Origin of the sequence: Klebsiella scottii, assembly GCF_036561945.1 — a bacterium.
Taxonomy (GTDB): domain Bacteria; phylum Pseudomonadota; class Gammaproteobacteria; order Enterobacterales; family Enterobacteriaceae; genus Klebsiella; species Klebsiella scottii.
The window spans coordinates 1,796,754-1,814,002 of the sequence record NZ_JARXNI010000020.1 but is presented as its reverse complement, the minus strand read 5'-3'; the positions used below and the strand labels follow the sequence as shown (position 1 = coordinate 1,814,002).

General features: G+C 58.6%; 16 protein-coding genes. 8 read left to right on the top strand and 8 right to left on the bottom strand.

Annotated elements, in window-relative coordinates; genetic code table 11:
• Nucleotides 1-169 precede the first annotated feature (169 nt).
• The 3 genes from QFI97_RS16185 to QFI97_RS16175 are packed head-to-tail and all read right to left on the bottom strand — an operon-like array spanning nucleotide 170 to nucleotide 3,045.
• Nucleotides 170-1,078, bottom strand: coding sequence for an alpha/beta hydrolase (locus QFI97_RS16185; RefSeq protein ID WP_331835325.1), 909 nt, complete (start codon nucleotides 1,076-1,078; stop codon nucleotides 170-172).
• A complete protein-coding gene (locus QFI97_RS16180; RefSeq protein ID WP_346431585.1) occupies nucleotides 1,068-1,964 on the bottom strand; it encodes an alpha/beta fold hydrolase in 897 nt (298 codons plus the stop codon). Before QFI97_RS16180 ends, QFI97_RS16185 begins: the two co-directional genes overlap by 11 nt.
• A gap of 25 nt (nucleotides 1,965-1,989) precedes the next feature.
• Nucleotides 1,990-3,045 (bottom strand): sugar phosphate isomerase/epimerase family protein, encoded by a 1,056-nt coding sequence (locus QFI97_RS16175; protein ID WP_346431584.1) that lies wholly within the window; start codon nucleotides 3,043-3,045, stop codon nucleotides 1,990-1,992.
• Between the two features lie 140 nt (nucleotides 3,046-3,185).
• On the opposite strand from QFI97_RS16175, the gene QFI97_RS16170 reads away from it, so the two are divergent.
• The 6 genes from QFI97_RS16170 to QFI97_RS16145 all read left to right on the top strand — a co-directional run bounded on the left by QFI97_RS16170 (nucleotide 3,186) and on the right by QFI97_RS16145 (nucleotide 7,848).
• Nucleotides 3,186-3,779, top strand: a complete 594-nt coding sequence (locus QFI97_RS16170; RefSeq protein ID WP_346431583.1) for a TetR/AcrR family transcriptional regulator — start codon at nucleotides 3,186-3,188, stop codon at nucleotides 3,777-3,779.
• A gap of 545 nt (nucleotides 3,780-4,324) precedes the next feature.
• The gene (locus QFI97_RS16165; RefSeq protein WP_346431582.1) at nucleotides 4,325-4,723 is read left to right on the top strand and encodes a hypothetical protein; all 399 of its coding nucleotides are present in this window, start codon (nucleotides 4,325-4,327) and stop codon (nucleotides 4,721-4,723) included.
• A gap of 493 nt (nucleotides 4,724-5,216) precedes the next feature.
• Nucleotides 5,217-5,744 carry a cytochrome b561 gene (gene cybB, locus QFI97_RS16160; protein WP_331835321.1) on the top strand — a complete coding sequence of 176 codons (528 nt, stop codon included), beginning with the start codon at nucleotides 5,217-5,219 and terminating at the stop codon, nucleotides 5,742-5,744.
• Between the two features lie 107 nt (nucleotides 5,745-5,851).
• Nucleotides 5,852-6,325, top strand: coding sequence for a GNAT family N-acetyltransferase (locus QFI97_RS16155; protein WP_346431581.1), 474 nt, complete (start codon nucleotides 5,852-5,854; stop codon nucleotides 6,323-6,325).
• A gap of 104 nt (nucleotides 6,326-6,429) precedes the next feature.
• Nucleotides 6,430-6,705, top strand: coding sequence for a metal/formaldehyde-sensitive transcriptional repressor (locus QFI97_RS16150; protein WP_041147608.1), 276 nt, complete (start codon nucleotides 6,430-6,432; stop codon nucleotides 6,703-6,705).
• Between the two features lie 24 nt (nucleotides 6,706-6,729).
• The gene (locus tag QFI97_RS16145) at nucleotides 6,730-7,848 is read left to right on the top strand and encodes an S-(hydroxymethyl)glutathione dehydrogenase/class III alcohol dehydrogenase (RefSeq protein ID WP_095097398.1); all 1,119 of its coding nucleotides are present in this window, start codon (nucleotides 6,730-6,732) and stop codon (nucleotides 7,846-7,848) included.
• Between the two features lie 124 nt (nucleotides 7,849-7,972).
• Here the strand turns inward: QFI97_RS16145 and QFI97_RS16140 are convergent, their stop codons facing one another.
• The 4 genes from QFI97_RS16140 to pcaH form a co-directional block, all read right to left on the bottom strand.
• Nucleotides 7,973-10,345, bottom strand: coding sequence for a membrane-bound PQQ-dependent dehydrogenase, glucose/quinate/shikimate family (locus tag QFI97_RS16140; protein WP_095097401.1), 2,373 nt, complete (start codon nucleotides 10,343-10,345; stop codon nucleotides 7,973-7,975).
• A gap of 349 nt (nucleotides 10,346-10,694) precedes the next feature.
• Nucleotides 10,695-11,618 carry a LysR substrate-binding domain-containing protein gene (locus tag QFI97_RS16135; protein WP_095097404.1) on the bottom strand — a complete coding sequence of 308 codons (924 nt, stop codon included), beginning with the start codon at nucleotides 11,616-11,618 and terminating at the stop codon, nucleotides 10,695-10,697.
• 171 nt (nucleotides 11,619-11,789) lie between these two features.
• A complete protein-coding gene (gene pcaG / locus QFI97_RS16130) occupies nucleotides 11,790-12,410 on the bottom strand; it encodes a protocatechuate 3,4-dioxygenase subunit alpha (protein ID WP_095097407.1) in 621 nt (206 codons plus the stop codon).
• Nucleotides 12,407-13,147 (bottom strand): protocatechuate 3,4-dioxygenase subunit beta, encoded by a 741-nt coding sequence (gene pcaH / locus QFI97_RS16125; protein WP_095097410.1) that lies wholly within the window; start codon nucleotides 13,145-13,147, stop codon nucleotides 12,407-12,409. Before pcaH ends, pcaG begins: the two co-directional genes overlap by 4 nt.
• Nucleotides 13,148-13,389: 242 nt before the next feature.
• Here pcaH and hglS point away from each other — a divergent pair, with 242 nt between their 5' ends.
• Nucleotides 13,390-14,733, top strand: a complete 1,344-nt coding sequence (gene hglS, locus QFI97_RS16120) for a 2-oxoadipate dioxygenase/decarboxylase HglS (protein ID WP_346431580.1) — start codon at nucleotides 13,390-13,392, stop codon at nucleotides 14,731-14,733.
• Nucleotides 14,734-14,775: 42 nt separating this feature from the next.
• Nucleotides 14,776-16,284: a carboxylesterase/lipase family protein gene (locus QFI97_RS16115; RefSeq protein ID WP_346431579.1), complete on the top strand. Its 1,509-nt coding sequence runs from the start codon at nucleotides 14,776-14,778 to the stop codon at nucleotides 16,282-16,284.
• Here the strand turns inward: QFI97_RS16115 and QFI97_RS16110 are convergent.
• Complete coding sequence (locus QFI97_RS16110) at nucleotides 16,223-17,119, bottom strand: LysR family transcriptional regulator (RefSeq protein WP_095097419.1); 897 nt, start codon at nucleotides 17,117-17,119, stop codon at nucleotides 16,223-16,225. The genes QFI97_RS16115 and QFI97_RS16110 overlap by 62 nt on opposite strands.
• Nucleotides 17,120-17,249: the final 130 nt, after the last annotated feature.

Genomic DNA, 17,249 nt, shown 5'->3' with positions numbered 1-17,249 from the left:
GCCCATCACTCCCATAGCAAATGTCGCTTTTACATATTGCGAGCGGATGCTTAGGGCAAACGGCACGTCCCTGACTTTTTTCACCACTAAGCGCCCGGCTGAACTGGACCACAGGGCCATCGGTGACACCAGGCGACGGGGACGCGCCTACGGGCGAGCTGATATTTCCTTAACTGCTCGCCAGCTCGAACAGCCGACGCGTCGCGGGAGTCAATCCTGACATATGAATGCAGGCGTGCACCATGCCCGGCAGTCGCTCGCAGCGTACCGCTACGCCAGCTTCCTGCAGCCGAAGCGCATACCGTTCGGCCTCATCGCGCAGCGGATCGTATTCGCAGCTCAGGATGGTTGCCGGCGGCAAACCGCGCAGTGAAGTCGCGTGCAGCGGTTCGGCATGAGGATGACGGCGTTCTCCCAGATAGCTGTGCCAGCAAAATGCCATCGCATCACGCGTTAAATAATAGCCCTCAGCAAACTCGCGATAGCTCCCGGTTGCCATATCGCGACTTAACGCCGGATACAGCAGCAGCTGATGCTCAATGCGAGGACCGCCGCGATCCCGCGCCAGTAGCGCGGTTGCCGCCGCGAGATTCCCGCCGGCGCTATCGCCGCCCACCGCCAGGCGGTTGCTATCGATGCCCAAACGCTGCGCCTGTGCGTAAACCCAGCATAGCGCCTGATAAACATCCTCTAACGGTCGCGGAAATGGGTGCTCTGGCGCCAGCCGGTAATCCACTGACACTATTATCCGCCCGGTGGCATTGGCCAATGCCTGACAAGGCCGATCGTACAGCGCCAGCGATCCCAGACACCAACCGCCGCCGTGAGCAAACAGCATCGCTGGCTGCGCGGTTTCAGTATTTAAGCCAACGGGCGTATAGGCGCGAAGGGCAATACCGTAGCCATCATCAACGATGGCGACATAATCTTTGAAGCCATCGTTGATTTCCATCTCTCCCTGTAGCTGAAGCAAATCGGCTTCAGCGGCCGCGCGCATCTCGCCCAGCGACGCTGGCGGCGATGCGCTCCTTTGCGATGAAGCGGCGAGGAAGCCGGCAATATGCGGATCAAGCGGCATAGTGAGTCTCCTCTGAAAGAAAGGGGACGATCAGCCCGATAAAATCCTCATGACACTCTTCGGTAATAAAATGACCACACCCGGCCACCGTCTCGCCGCGCAGATCGTGAGCATTGCCCTGCAGCGTTGCCAGCGGCGCATCAGCCGTTGCATATTCTGCTCCCACCGTAAGCACCGGCATTGTTAAAGGCACTTGCTTGCGGAGCTGGTTCTGCCGAATGGTCTCCGGGATCGCGCGATAGTAATCGAAGCCCGCGCGCAGCCCGCCCGGAGCAGAATAGGCGGCGATATAAACCTCTGCGGCTACCCGATCGCGGCGATGAGACCAGCGGTTGAAAATATAGCTGAGATATTGTGATTCACGGCCGTAGGTCAGGGTTTCCGGTAAATCGGCCAGCTGATTGAACATGAAGTGCCAAAGGAAAATATTCTCTTCCGGCGCGACAAAAATCGACGGGGCAGGGGCCAGCCCCGGGATCACCGCTTCTGTCAGCACAAGTCGCTCAATCGCCTGCGGAAAATCGCTCGCTATGGCGTAGCCAATCCACATGCCAATATCGTGGCCCACCAGGCTGTAGCGCGTATGCCCCAGCTGCGCCATGACTGCGTGCAGCACGGCGCCAACGCTTCCGGTATCGTAGCCGCCATGGGGCTTATCGGAATCGCCGATGCCCGGAGGGTCAACGGCGATCGCCTGAAAACCGGCGTCGGCAAGCGCGCGGATGACGTAGCGCCAGGTATACCAGGTCTGGGGCCAGCCGGGTATCAGCAGTACCGGCTGCCCTTTTCCCGCCACGGCGCAGTGGATGCGCTGCCCGTTGACCTTAGGATAGACGTGTTGCACCTCAAGATCCGCGTAGAGGATCTCGCCGTATTGTTGTTCCATGAGGGATTCCTTGAAATATTCTGGCCTAGCGTATGCCGAGTAATTTTTTGATTTGATGAGGATTTACCGGCGCGCCGGCGAAGTCGTCGAACACCTTATCGGTGATGTGAATAATGTGGTTGCTGATGAACTCTGCCCCCTCCCGGGCACCGTCCAGCGGATTCTTCAGGCAGCACTCCCACTCCAGCGTTGCCCAGCCGGCGTAATCGTATTGCGCAAGCTTCGCGAAAATGGCTTTGAAATCAACCTGACCGTCACCCAATGAGCGGAAGCGGCCCGCGCGATCGATCCATGATTGATAGCCGCCGTAGATCCCCTGACGGCCGGTGGGATTAAATTCGGCGTCTTTAACGTGGAACATATTGATGACGTCCTTATAAATATCAATAAATTCCAGGTAGTTGAGCTGCTGTAGCACCATATGACTCGGGTCAAAAAGTACCCGGCAGCGCGGATGTTCGCCCACCCGCTGGTGGAACATTTCGAACGTCACGCCATCGTGTAGATCTTCGCTCGGGTGGATTTCATAGCACAGATTAATACCCTGCTCATCGCAGGCGTTGAGTACCGGCAGCCAGCGCCTGGCAAGCTCGTCGAAGGCGGTTTCGATTAGCCCGGCCGGACGCTGCGGGAACGGAAACAGATAAGGCCAGGCCAGCGAGCCGGAAAAGGTGCCCAGTTCGCTGAGGCCAAGGCGCGCGGAGGCTTTGACGGCCATCAGCAGCTGTTGCCGGGCCCACTCGCCGCGGGCTTGCGGATTGCCGTGTACCTCGGACGGCGCAAAGCTGTCACATAAGCTGTCGTAGGCCGGATGTACCGCCATCAGCTGGCCGAAGATATGGCTGGTCAGTTCGCTGACTACCAGACCGTGTTCCGCCAGCATACCGGTAAGATCGTCGCAGTAGGTCTGGCTTTCTGCCGCGGTTGCCACGTCGAAGAGACGCCGATCCCATGCCGGGATTTGCAATGCCTTAAAACCGGTTTCTGCGGCCCATTGGGCAATCGCAGCCAGGCTGTTGAACGGGGCGACCTCGTCGCTAAACTGAGCGAGATGGAGGCCTGGACCTTTGAGGGTTTTCATCGTAAACTCCTATTGTTTGTCGATTGACAAACAATAGGAGTAAAAACGGATAACCGCAAGCAAAATTATAAATGCGTTGGTAATCTCAACGATTTAAGCGATCCTTGATCGCTAAATATCGGACCAACTGGAGCAACGTAATGGCAGGCAGACCGCGCGAATTCGATCGTGAACTGGCGCTTTTGAAAGCGCGTAATCTATTCTGGCGACAGGGCTATGAAGGGACGTCAATGTCGGATTTGGTGGCGGAACTGGGCATCGCTTCCGCGCGTATTTACAAGGCATTCGGTGCAAAAGAACAGCTTTTCCGGGAAGCGATCGCTGACTACGAAAATCAGGAAGGGGGCTTCGCGGATCGCGCCTTTGCCGCCGAGGGCAACGTGCGGGAGGCAATCAAAACGCTGCTGATGGATGCTGTGCACCTCTACTGCCAACCGGACCTGCCGCAAGGATGTATGGTGGTTGCCTCCGCTGCCAGCGTCAGCGTGGAAAATGACGACATCAAAACCTGGCTGGCTCAGCATCGTCTCCAGCGCACGCAGCAGATTATCGACCGGCTGCGTCAGGCGGTGCATAGCGGCGAGCTGCCTGCCACTACCGATGCTGACAGCCTTGGCGATTATTTCGCCGCCTTTTTGCACGGCCTGTCGGTTCAGGCTCGCGATGGTGTTGCCGAATCGCGATTGCTGGCGGCGGCTAATGTGGCGCTGACCGCACTACCATATACAGATTAAGTTATTTTCGTTGGCAATGGCGTGAAGCAGGCGAACGGCAAGTTTCCCTCGCGTAACTGCGCACGCGGATGGATATCTGCGGCCGTGAGTGGATGATCAACATCATTGGTCTTATTTTTGCTGATGTTAATCTCTCCTGTCTGAAGGTTGATATCTTCTCAAGCCGAAGCACCCCATGCCGCAAACCGGTGTGTACCGCGACAATCCATATCAATGCGTGCCTACGAGAATGTTTGGTAATCAGATGTGCCAGGAGGGGAGCAGGGGTTTTTGGGTTACCTTTAAATTTTTAACATTCTCATGGGGAGAGCGTGTATTGAACGGGCTTTGACTGGCTAAATCAGCATCCGAGAGAAAGACCGCGCAGCGTGCGCGGCAGTCCGCCGCCCGCGAGCGTAAAATTGAACTGGATCTCTACTCATAATTCCCCAGAATGACAGTGAAAGCGCTTTCTGCTCCTCTGGCAGTCCCCATTATGCTAAGTTTTAGGGGCCATCTGTCTTACGAGAGTCTTAACTCAGGAGATAATTCTAAGGAGAGTAAATATGGCCATGTTTGGGAAAGTAACACTTGGCATGTTCTGTCTTGTTTTTGCGAAATTTGCATTCTGTGCAGAAAAAGGGCTCAATTACGAATCAAATAATAAGACATTCACCTTAAAAGAAGAGTGTATTTCATCTTTGGTGATGAATCATTATATGTTTGATTCAAAAGAATATTACTCGCTGAGCGTGCGTTTAAAAAATAGTCGAAATTGTTCTCTGGCGTTAAATGGCATAATAGGAGAAAATATCGGGAATCACTTGCGCATATATTTCAACTCTGATTTGCTGATTGATAGTTATATTGCGGGGAAGCTTAATACTGAAAATGGCTTCAAAATGCCTTTGGACAGTAAGAAGTTGGGCGATAAAATTCTTTCATTTTATCACAAGAATAGTTAAGTGAATGTATCTATGAAATTACAGTCGCCCTGATTTGGGGTGACGGTATGCTTAATCATCTTTTGCGGAAATCTACCGTTACCGTAACGGGAACTGAGTGAGATTTTACTCGTACAGAAGAATGCCCGGCCCAGGTAGCCGTTAACGAGAAATAACCAGGTCCACGGTCCAGATGGTCTTAATCTGATTATGCTCTGGATACTTACATGTGTTCAAACATAAAAATCTTCCCGAAACTCGTGAGGTTGATGGCGAAAATAGGTCGTATTTTAGGGGGGATTGGGGGGCGAAAAGTATCTTAGGGGCGCTTTTGAGGGCGTTAAAAACGCCGCAAACGACCAACAATCTCCTTCAGCCTTACAGCTTAACTTCTTGTATTGCCGGTAAATGCATGATTCCTCGCGATTGTTTCTTATAAGTACGTAAAAGTTAATGAATTTTTAATAAAAGGCCGTTATGTTGTCGGCATCACACTTTTGTTAAGGGTTTTCCCATGCGCGATAAATACTCCGGCCTGCAGATAGGCATCCACTGGCTGGTATTTTTATTAGTGGTTGGCGCCTATGCCGCTATGGAGCTGCGGGGCTTTTTCCCTCGCAGCGACCGGCCGCTGATTAACATGATTCATGTATCCTGCGGTATTTCCATCTGCGTACTGATGGTGGTACGACTGCTGGTGCGCCTGAAATCTCCCGCGCCGCCGATTGTGCCGAAGCCATCGCCGATGATGACCGGTTTCGCGCACCTGGGGCATCTGGTTATCTATCTGCTGTTTATCGCCTTACCGATCGTCGGCATGGTCATGATGTATAACCGCGGCAACCCGTGGTATGCGTTTGGCCTGACGATGCCCTTTGCGGCGCAAAGTAATTTTGAGCTGGTGGATACGCTGAAGGGCGTACACAGCCTGCTGGCGAATACCGGCTACTTTGTCGTTGGCCTGCATGCGCTGGCCGCGCTGATGCATCACTATTTGTGGAAAGACAATACGCTGCTGCGCATGATGCCGCGCAAGCGCTAGCTGTGATTAGCTTTCTACGTTCAGACCCCGCCCTGTGCGGGGTTTTTTATTTCTTTTACCGCGGACTGTGATACATCTGATCGCACCAACGGGAAGAGGGGATAAAGATGAGAGTCAGACTTGCCGCGCCGGATGAAGCGCCAGCGCTATGGGAAATCCGCAATCAGGCGATACGCCACGGCTGTCGTGAAAGCTATGACGCCGAGGTTCTGCAGGCCTGGACGCCGGATCTGATGCCGGAAGGCTATCGCCATGCGGTGCGCGACAACCCCTTTTATGTGATCGAAGAGGCGAACGGGCGCGCGGCAGCGACCGGCTATCTCGACCTTCGCGCCGGCAGCGTCGAGGCGATTTTTACCCGCCCGGAGTGCTTCGGTAAAGGTTACGCCGGGCTTATCGTGACGACGATAATCGCTGAAGCGCGTCGCCGGGGGCTGACGCGAATCACGCTGGAAGCCACGCCCAACGCCGCCGGTTTCTATCTGTACCACGGCTTTGTGGCGCTCGGTGAAAAATGGCTGCCATCAAAGCTGGCCAATGCTGATTTACGCTGTGTGGATATGATGCTGGAGCTGAGCTGAGCCCAAAACTGCGCCGCTGTGCTACGGTTAAAGCGGCGTTTCAATTTGCCATATTGCTTAATTAAATATAGTATACCCCCCTATATGATATGGAGGGCGTCACCGTGCCACATTCACCTGAAGATAAAAAACGCGCCCTGAGCCGCGTGCGCCGTATTCGCGGGCAGGTCGAGGCGCTTGAGCGCGCGCTGGAGTCCGGCGAGTCCTGTATGACAATTCTGCAGCAGATCGCCTCAATTCGCGGCGCAACCAACGGTTTGATGGGGGAGATGGTGGAAATTCATCTCCAGGATGAGCTGGTAAGCGGCGAAACCACCCCCGACCAAAGAGCGATACGAATGGCGGAAGTCGGCCATCTGCTACGATCCTACTTAAAATAAATCATGACGAAGGAAGAGACCCTTATGAAATCACGTGCAGCAGTCGCGTTTGGCCCGGGCCAGCCGCTGAAGATCGTTGAGATTGACGTCGCGCCGCCGAAAAAAGGCGAAGTGCTGGTCAAGATCACCCACACCGGCGTCTGCCATACCGATGCCTTTACCCTCTCCGGGGACGATCCGGAAGGCGTGTTCCCGGCGGTGCTGGGGCATGAAGGCGGCGGCATTGTCGTTGAAGTCGGCGAAGGCGTGACCAGCCTGCAGCCGGGCGATCACGTTATTCCGCTGTACACCGCCGAGTGCGGCGAGTGCAAATTCTGTAAATCCGGCAAAACCAACCTCTGCCAGGCGGTTCGCGCCACCCAGGGCAAAGGCCTGATGCCGGATGGCACCACCCGTTTCTCCTACAACGGCGAGCCGATTTATCACTATATGGGCACCAGCACCTTCAGCGAATACACCGTTTGCGCGGAGATTTCGCTGGCGAAAGTTAACCCCCAGGCTCCGCTGGAGAAAGTCTGCCTGCTGGGCTGCGGCGTGACGACCGGGATCGGTGCGGTTCACAACACCGCGAAGGTGAAAGAGGGCGATACGGTAGCGGTATTCGGCCTCGGCGGAATCGGTCTGGCGGTTATTCAGGGCGCGGTACAGGCGAAAGCCGGGCGCATTCTGGCGGTCGATACCAATCCGGAAAAATTCACGCTCGCCAAAGAGATGGGCGCGACCGACTTTGTCAATCCGCGTGATTACGAAAAGCCGGTGCAGGACGTCATTGTTGAGCTTACCGACGGCGGCGTGGACTTCAGCTTTGAGTGTATCGGCAACGTCAACGTCATGCGTTCGGCTCTGGAGTGCTGTCATAAAGGCTGGGGCGAGAGCGTGATTATCGGCGTTGCCGGTGCGGGCCAGGAGATTAAAACCCGGCCGTTCCAGCTGGTAACCGGCCGCGTATGGCGCGGTTCCGCATTCGGCGGCGTCAAAGGGCGCACCCAGCTGCCGGGCATGGTTGAAGACGCGATGGCGGGGAAAATTCGCCTCGATCCGTTTATCACCCACCGCCTGCCGCTGGATCAGATCAACGAAGCGTTTGACCTGATGCACGAAGGTAAATCAATCCGTACCGTTATTCATTTCGGCGACCAGTAATCACCGGCAGCAGGCACAACGTGCCTGCGAGTGCCGACGCCGATCGTCAGAGGCGCTTCGCTGAGGCAAAAAAATACCTGCCGGTGGCTTCACCGGCAGGTATGAGTGTGACAAGACTCCGTGCTTACTGCTGGTCAGGCAGCGCGTAGGCGATGATATAGTCGCCGCGATCCGGAGACTGACGTGCGCCCCCGGCGTTGATGATGATGTACTGCTTGCCGGTTTTCGGCGAAACGTAGGTCATCGGACCGGACTGGCTGCCGACCGGCAGACGAGATTTCCAGATTTCCTTACCGCTGGCGGTATCAAACGCCCGCAGGTAGAAGTCCTGGGTGCCGGCGAAGAACAGCAGGCCGGACTGAGTAGACAGCGATGCGCCGAGCGTCGGCATGCCGATTGGAATTGGCATATGCATCCGAATCCCCAGCGGGCCGGTATCCTCAACGGTGCCGACCGGCACCTGCCACACCAGCTTCCCGCTTTTCAGATCCACTGCCGACATCGTACCGAACGGCGGCTTCTGGCATGGAATGCCCAGCGGCGACAGGAAGCGTTCGCGCATTGCGCCAAACGGCGTGCCTTCCATCGGCACGATACCCATCTCAATCCCGCTGGCATTTTTGGCGACTTTGGCGCGCGGCACCATATAGTTTGCCAGGCCGAGACGCATATCGTTGACGAACATCAGACCGTTATTCGGGTCGACCGACACGCTGCCCCAGTTCATACCGCCCAGCGAACCCGGATACTGCAATGAACGGTCTTCGCCCGGCGGGGTGAAAATGCCCTGATGGCGCATGGATTTAAAGGCGATACGGCAGATCAGCAGATCGACCGGCGTGGCGCCCCACATATCCGACTCTTTCAGCGTTTCGTTACCGATCATCGGCATGCCGACGGAGTAGGGCTGGGTCGGCGAGTAGCGCTCGCCTTCGACGTTGCCCTGCGGAACCGGGCGCTCCTCCACTTTGGCAACCGGCTCACCGGTTTCGCGGTTGAGCATAAAGATCATGCCCTGCTTGCTGGTCTGTACCAGTACCGGGGTGGTAGCGCCTTTACCATCCGGCAGGTCGTACAGCAGCGGCTGCGACGGCAGGTCAAAGTCCCACAGGTCGTGATGGGTCGTCTGATAGTGCCAGCGCACCTGGCCGGTGGTGGCATCGACGGCAACGATTGACGAGCTGTACTTATCGTCAAGCGCGGTCCGCTCGCCGCCAAAGAAATCCGGCGTGGCGTTGCCGGTTGGCAGGTAGATCAGGTTCAGCTTCGCATCATAGGACATCGCTGACCAGACGTTAGGCGTACCGCGCGTGTAGGTTTGACCTTCCGGCGGCAGACCGGTCAGGTTTGGATTACCCGGATCCCATGCCCACGCCAGCTTACCGCTGTGGACATCATAGGCGCGTACCACGCCCGGGGGCTCGCCGGTGGAGAAGTTATCCGCCACGCGGCCGCCGACCACCACCACGTTCCCGGCCACCAGAGGCGTCGAGGTCTGCTGGTAGTAGCCCGCTTTGATCTCACCCATTCCAACGCTCAGGTCGACGACACCGTGTTCACCAAATTCTTCACACGGTTTGCCGCTATCGGCGTCGATGGCGATCAGGCGCGCGTCGGTTGTCGGCAGGAACAGACGACGGGAGCAGGCGGCGGGCTGAACGTCAGCCGCCGGAGCGGGCTGAGCCTCGCCGTCCGCGTAATAGCCGAGCCCGCGGCAGCGCTGCCAGTTTGGCGCGGTGGCCTTTGAGTCGTAGCGCCATTTTTCCTTGCCGCTATCAACGTCCAGCGCCAGCACCTTGCTGTAAGGGGTGCAGACATACAGCGTATCGCCGATTTGCAGGGGGGTATTCTGATCTTCGGCGCCGGAGCCGTTGCTCTGCGGAATATCCCCGGTATGGGCGACCCACGCCACCTGCAGCTGATTAACATTGTGCTTGTTAATCTGATCCAGCGCGGCGAAGCGATCGCCGTGGGTAGTATTGCCCCAGTGCTCCCAGTTTTTCTGCTGTTCGCCGGCGGCAACCGGCTTAACCGGTACCTCTTCGGTGGCGCTCACCAGCGGCTGCGCCTTGAACATCCAGCCGAAGCTGACGGCCAGCACGACCGCCAGCGCCGCCGCGAGGCCAAAGGCCGGGCCTTTTTTCGTCGCGTTAACCGAGAAGAACGGCCAGACGAGGGCCGAAAGAAGCGCCAGCGCGCCGAAGACAAACAGGCGCGAGAACAGCGGCCAGAAGGTCCATCCGGCATCGCTGATGGCCCAAACAATGGACGCGACAAACGCCAGCGCGTACAGCAGGATGCCGCTGCGGCGGTTGCGGAAGATGAGTACGGAGGCGATAACCATCGCCAGCCCCATCAGGCTGAAATAGAGGCTGCCGCCGAGCGTGGCGAGCTTTATGCCAGGAATACCGATGGCCAGGCCGATTATCAGCATCAGCCCGGCGAGAAGCCACTTCAGGATCCGGGGGAATCCTCGTGGCGCGTGACCCGTTGTCATGTTGTCTCCTTAACCACCCGTTCTCAGGGGTGAACCAAATGAATCAAAAATTTAATGTTTATCTTTTGAGTGAAGCGATAAATGGCTTCATGAAAGAGGGTTGATCGCTGATTTTGATTTCATATGAACCATATGGTGAAATCGTGGCAATGATAAATCTGTTACCGAAGTTTGCGCAATTGTTAATAAATAATTTCGCACTTATTGATTATGCTGCTAAGCAAACGGCGCTATCTGCGGTCGGTCGCCGCCGGCCTGCCGGGGGGAAACGTAGAGAGGACAGGGCGATGTCTGGTGGGGAGGAATAACCGATTTGCCCGGACAGGCGGCGATCTGTCCGGGACCAGGTTCAGGCCGGCATCGATTTTCGAATCGCGCTGAGCAGGATCTGCGCGCCGGAGGTGAGGGTGGCATCGACCCGGGTCAGAATACCGATCGGTTCACCGGCGCCCTGAGTCGGTACCGGCAGCGCGCTAAGCAGGCCGCGCCGCAGGTCGTCCTTCACCGCCCCGGAGGGGACGAACCAGATATAGTCATAATCGACGGTCAGCTGGCGCGACAGCGACGCCGAGAGCGTCTCTATACAGCCAGCGGGAATTTTACATCCCTGGCTTTGCAGCAGCGTTTCGGCATTCTGGCGGGGGATCGTCCCTTTAGGCGAAACGACGACCGGCCAGTCCATCACCCGGCTGAGCGTCACCGTCTCCTGCAGCAGCGGGTGCCCGGGGCGAACCACCAGCTTCAGGGATTCCAGAAACAGCAGCTCATAGTTCAGACCGCTCATCAGCTCCGGGTCGGACATGCGCCCGATGCCGATATCAATCTCCCCCGATTTAAGCCCCGCCAGCAGCATGGTGTTATTCATAGTGGCGACCTGCAGGGTGATATCTTTCTGCTGCTGGTGAAACTGGCCGATGACCGTCGGCAGAATGCCGAGCGCGGCGGTAGGCAGCGCGCCGATGCGCACCACGTCGGGATTCATTCCCTCTTTGCGGTTGAGCGCCTGGCCCGCGGTATTAAGCGCGTCGAGGACCTTTACCGCGTGGGTGAGAAACTGCTCTCCGACCAGCGTCAGCTGTGCGCCAAGCCGCCCGCGCTCAAAAAGCCGCGTTCCGGTCAGCTGCTCCAGCTCGTTCAGCGTTTTTGATAAAGCGGGTTGGCTAAGATTAAGTGTTTCAGCCGCACGCCCCAGCGTTCCCTGTTGAGCGACGGCCACGAAGGTGTGTAGATGGCGCAAGCGAATGCGCTGACTAAAGAGAACGTTTTTTTCCATAATTGATACTAAAAACAGAGCGGTATGAGTGACAAGCGATATTGTTTAAATTTGATAACCCAATGGCAAAATATTATTAACATTTACTCTTGTTATATTACAAATTCTTTTAGCCGACGCTAAAAAGACGATGCCCCGGGCTGTGCCGGGGCAAACGGGGGAAAAATGACCTCAAAGATCGAAAAAGACGGTTTCGTTCTCGCCCTGCAGATGAATATCGAAACGATAGACGATTTCGCCGCCGCGCGCTTCGCGCCGGGCGATTAGCGTCTGGCGGCGCACCTCCCACTCGATCAGGTTGAGCACCGGATCGGTTTGGTTGGCCTCCTGCTCGTCGGCAAAGTACATCCGCGTATTGAGGCCAATGTTGATCCCACGCGCCACCACCCATAAGTTGACGTGCGGCGCCATCACCCGCCCGTCGCGGCCGACAACCGCGCCCGGCTTAATGGTTTCAAAGCGCCAGACGCCGGAGGCGAAGTCGGAGCAGCTGCGGCCCCAGCCGCGAAACGCCGGATCGCGCTTTTTGCCGGTCTGCCGGTCGTCGGGATGCGCGTAGCGTCCGGCGGCGTTGGCCTGCCAGATCTCCAGCAGCACGTCGCGCACCGGAGTGCCGGAACCGTCAATAACCCGGCCCTCAATGGTAATACGCTCGCCCTCGGTATCCGCAGTGGCGAGCTGCGGGCCAAAGTTATTTTCGAAAATGTGGAAGCCCGCGGCCTCTGGCGCAAGCCCGATATGAACATAGGGGCCGGCGGTTTGCGAGGCGGTTTCTGGTAAATAGTCTTTCATCGGGCGGCCCCCTGAGTGCGGTTTTCAAACAGCGTCGCGCGATGGCCGCGCAGCACCAGATCGAAGCGGTACGCCAGACAGTCCAGCGGCACGGCGGCATGGGTATCCAGCTCGGCAATCAAGGTGCGAACGGCATCGTCGTTATTGATGGTTTTGACGATCGGGCACTGCTTAATCAGCGGGTCGCCCTCGAAATACATCTGGGTGATCAGGCGCTGCGCCCACGCATCCCCGGAGAGGGAAAAGTGAATATGCGCCGGGCGCCAGTCGCTGACCTGATTGCGCCACGGATAGGGCCCCGGCTTGATGGTGCGAAAACAGTAGTAGCCGTTTTCGTCGGTCAGTACCCGGCCGCAGCCGCCAAAGTTGGGGTCAATGGGCGCCAGATACTGATCTTTTTTATGCCGGTAGCGGCCGCCGGCGTTGGCCTGCCAGACCTCCACCAGGGTGTTCTTCATCGGGCGGCCAAAGCCGTCGCGAACGTAGCCGTGCACGATAATACGCTCGCCGATCGGCAGGCCTTCTTTGGCATAGTTAAGGATAAGGTCGTTATCCAGCGGCCCGAGGTCATCGTGGCTGAACACCGGGCCGGTAATTTCAGAAAGCGAGTTCTGCAGGGAGATCAGCGCATTGCGCGGCGAGCGCAGGACGCTGGTTTTGTAGCCTGGGGCGTAAGCGGGAGGATGGCTGTTATAGTCGCGATGAAGCACCTCGCGCGGGGACCATTTATCGTTCATAGGGTACGTACTCCGTTTTATTCGGTACAGGGCATCTTGTTTTAATTTCGCCAGAAACAGTGTGTGTAAATGCTTTGTTAATTTAAAGTGAAATTAAAGGGTCTATTTCATAACCCAGGGTTATGTCCTGCGCCGGGCAAAGGGCAGGGGCAGGTTATCCGCATCACAGTTTGTAAATTCTTCCTGCTGGCGCGAGAGGCCTTCTCTACACTCCAGGAAGTATTCACTGGAGGTAAGACATCATGGCGAACACCATCACGGCTGATGAAATTCGGGAACATTTTTCACAGGCTATGTCGGCGATGTATCAGCAGGAAGTTCCGCAGTACGGAACGCTGCTCGAGCTGGTAGCGGACGTCAATCTGGCGGTGCTGGAGCACAATCCCAGGCTGCACGAGCAGCTGGCGAATGCCGATGAGCTGGCCCGGCTGAACGTTGAGCGCCACGGCGCAATCCGCGTCGGCACTGCGGAAGAGCTGGCGACGCTGCGCCGTATGTTTGCCATCATGGGGATGTTCCCCGTGAGCTATTACGATCTCTCCCAGGCCGGGGTGCCGGTCCATTCCACCGCCTTTCGCCCCGTGGATGACGCCGCGCTGGCGCGTAACCCGTTCCGTATTTTTACCTCGCTGCTGCGCCTGGAGCTGATCGCCAGCGACGAACTGCGTCAGCGGGCGGCGGAGATTCTGGCTAAGCGCGATATTTTTACCCCGCGCTGTCGGGCGCTGATTGCGCAGCAGGAAGAGAGCGGCGCTTTCACGCCCGCTGAAGCGCGGGAGTTTGTGCGCGAGGCGCTGGAAACGTTCCGCTGGCATAGCCACGCCACGGTAGATGATGAAACCTATCACGCCCTGCAGAATGAACATCGGCTGATTGCCGACGTGGTCTGTTTCCCGGGCTGCCACATTAATCATCTGACGCCGCGCACGCTGGATATCGACCGGGTTCAGGCCCTGATGCCGGAGTGCGGCATCGTGCCGAAGGCGCTGATTGAAGGCCCGCCGCGCCGCGATGTGCCGATCCTGCTGCGCCAGACCAGCTTTAAAGCGCTGGAGGAGCCGGTGATTTTTGCCGGGGAGCATCGGGGCACCCACAGCGCGCGTTTTGGCGAAATCGAACAGCGCGGGATCGCGCTGACGCCGAAGGGCCGGGCGCTGTACGATCGCCTGCTGAACGAGGCCGGAGTCGGAAAGGACAACCTCCAGCATCAGCGCCACCTGCAGGATGTGTTCAGCCAGTTTCCGGACAGCGAGTTTCTGCTGCGCCAGCAGGGACTGGCGTGGTTCCGCTATCGGCTGACGCCGGCGGGGGAAGCCCACCGCCAGGCCTTCGGTCCCGGCGACGATCCGCAGCCGCTGATTGAGCGCGGCTGGCTGATTGCCCAACCGATTATTTATGAAGACTTTTTGCCGGTGAGCGCGGCGGGGATTTTCCAGTCTAATTTGGGTAACGAAACGCAGGCCCGCAGCCACGGCAACGCCAGCCGCGACGCCTTTGAAGCGGCGCTCGGCTGCCCGGTACTCGACGAGTTTGCGCTCTATCAGCAGGCGGAGGATCGCAGTAAACGGCGTTGCGGTCTGCTCTGAAACCGGTACTCTGCTGGCATAAACCGTAAAAGGAAGCAGGTCATGCAGAATCCGTCTACGCCGCTGGTGAAAACCCGCCAAGGCACGTTATCCGGGATCGCCGAGCAGGGGATCCATATCTGGCGCGGCATCCCCTACGCCGCGCCGCCGGTTGGCGAACTGCGCTGGCGCGCCCCGCGCCCGCCGGAGCGCTGGCAGGGCGTTCGCCGGGCCGACGCCTTCTCCGCCGCCAGCTGGCAGGACATTGAGTACTGCCGCGAGCTGGGAGGCGGCGATCCCGGCAGTTTCTCGGAAGACTGCTTATATCTCAACGTCTGGTCGCCCGCCGTCCGCACCCAGCCGCTGCCGGTGATGGTCTGGCTGCACGGCGGGGGCTTTACCATCGGCGCGGGCAGCCTGCCGCCGTACGATGGGCAGGCGCTGGCGGGCAGGGAGGTTGTGGTGGTGACGGTGAACTACCGGCTGGGGCATCTCGGCTTCTTCGCGCATCCGGCGCTGGAGGGCGAGGAGGGCGAGCCGGTGTATAACTTTGCGCTACTCGATCAAATTGCCGCCCTGCAGTGGGTGCAGGAGAACATCCACGCCTTCGGTGGGGATGCGGCAAACGTCACCCTGTTTGGTGAGTCAGCCGGCGCGCGAAGCGTGCTATCGCTGATGGTCTCGCCAAAGGCCAAGGGGCTGTTCCATAAAGCGATTATCCAAAGCGGCTATACGCTGCCGGACCTCCCGCGCGCCAGGGCGCTGGAGAAGGGGCGACGGCTGGCGGAGCATTTTTCGCTGCCGGACGCCAGCGCCGAGCAGCTGCGGGCGATCCCCGCCGAGGCCTTCTGGCCGCTTACCGCGCCGCTGAGTATCGGCCCGGCGCCAATCGTCGGCGATGCGGTGCTGCCGCAGCCGATGCTGGAGACCTTCTTCGCCGGTCGTCAGCATCCGCTGCCGGTCCTGATCGGCTCGAACAGCGACGAGGCCAGCGTGATGGCGGTCTTCGGCGTTGATATTGCCGGGCAGATCCAGAAGCTGCGCCGCGAGCGGCGCTTCGGCCTCGGGCTGATTAAACTGCTCTATCCCGGCGTTAAGGGCGACGCGGCGCTCGGCCGCGAAGTGTGCCGGGATATGGCGTTCACCACTCTTGGCTATGTGGTGATGCAGGCCCAGCAGCGGGTCGGACAGCCCTGCTGGCGCTACTGGTTCGACTACGTGCCGCAGGCCGCGGATGAAGCCTATCCGCACGGCGCGTGGCACGGGGACGAGGTTCCCTACGTCTTCGATACCCTCGCGCTCGCCGAGCCGGTACGCGGCTATGCCGATGATGGCGATAGGGCCTTTGCGGGGCAGATCGCCGACTACTGGGCCAGCTTCGCCCGCCTTGCCGGCAGCGGCTGCAGCGAGCTGCCGGGCCCGGTGCGCTGGCTGGCCTGCCGGCGCGGTCGCGACCGGCTGCTGCGTATCGGGCTGCATAAAAGGGTGGGGTTCAGGCTGGAGAACCGCTTTATGCGCGCGCGGCTGGCGCTGTTCCGCCGGGTGATGCGCCATCATGTGACTCTGGATTAACCAGCTCCTCGCGAAACCGCGCCAGGCCATCGGCTTTGCTCTGCGATGCCCGCACCAGCAGACGGTAGCTGGCGCCGGTTTTCACGCTGAGGGCGAAAGGGCGCAGCAGGCGGCCAACCCGCAGATCTTCCGCCACCAGCGTCGCATCGGCGATGGCGATCCCCAGCCCCTGCATGGCGGCGGTGATCGCCAGATCCATGGTATCGAAGTGCTGGTTTTTGCGCATCGCCAGCGGCGCATCGGGGGAGAACTGCGTCAGCCACAGCGACCAGTCGGTTTTATCCCGCGTCGGATGTAAAAAAGTCGCGCCGTCGAGGCGGGCGTCGCACGGGGTGCTGCCGCTGATGACCGGCGTCAGCGCCTCTTCGAACAGCAGATCGCCGGCGCTTTGATGGGTGCCAAAAACGATCGCCGCATCGTAGGGCTCCGTTTTGAAGTTAACGCTATGTTCGGTGGTGGTGGTCAGGGCGATCTGCAGCTCCGGGTGGCGCTGCTCTATCGCCACCAGCTTTGGCACCAGCCAGCGGATGGCGCAGGTCGGCGCCTTCAGGCGCACCACCGTTTGCTGCTGTCGGGCCTGTTCGGCGACGGTCACCAGGCGGCCAAACGCCGACTGGAGCTCCGGGTAGAGGGCGCTGCCCTGGGGCGACAGGCGCAGCCCGCGCGCGTGGCGTTCAAAAAGCGGAAAACCGAACCAACCTTCCAGCGCCGCAATCTGGCGGCTCACCGCGCCCTGAGTCAGGCACAGCTCCCGCGCGGCGTGGGTCAGGTTGAGGTGTCTGGCGGTGACCAGAAAGGTCTCGACGGTATTAAAAGGCAGGGCGCTCCGCGACATGTCGTCTCCAGCTATGCATTTTGATCATAGGCAGTATGCCACGCTTCGTTCCGGGAATGGGACAATGCGTTGCACTTTCGCCGACTAATCAGCGGCCCGCGGTTAAACTACTATCAGCCTTATTGCGCAA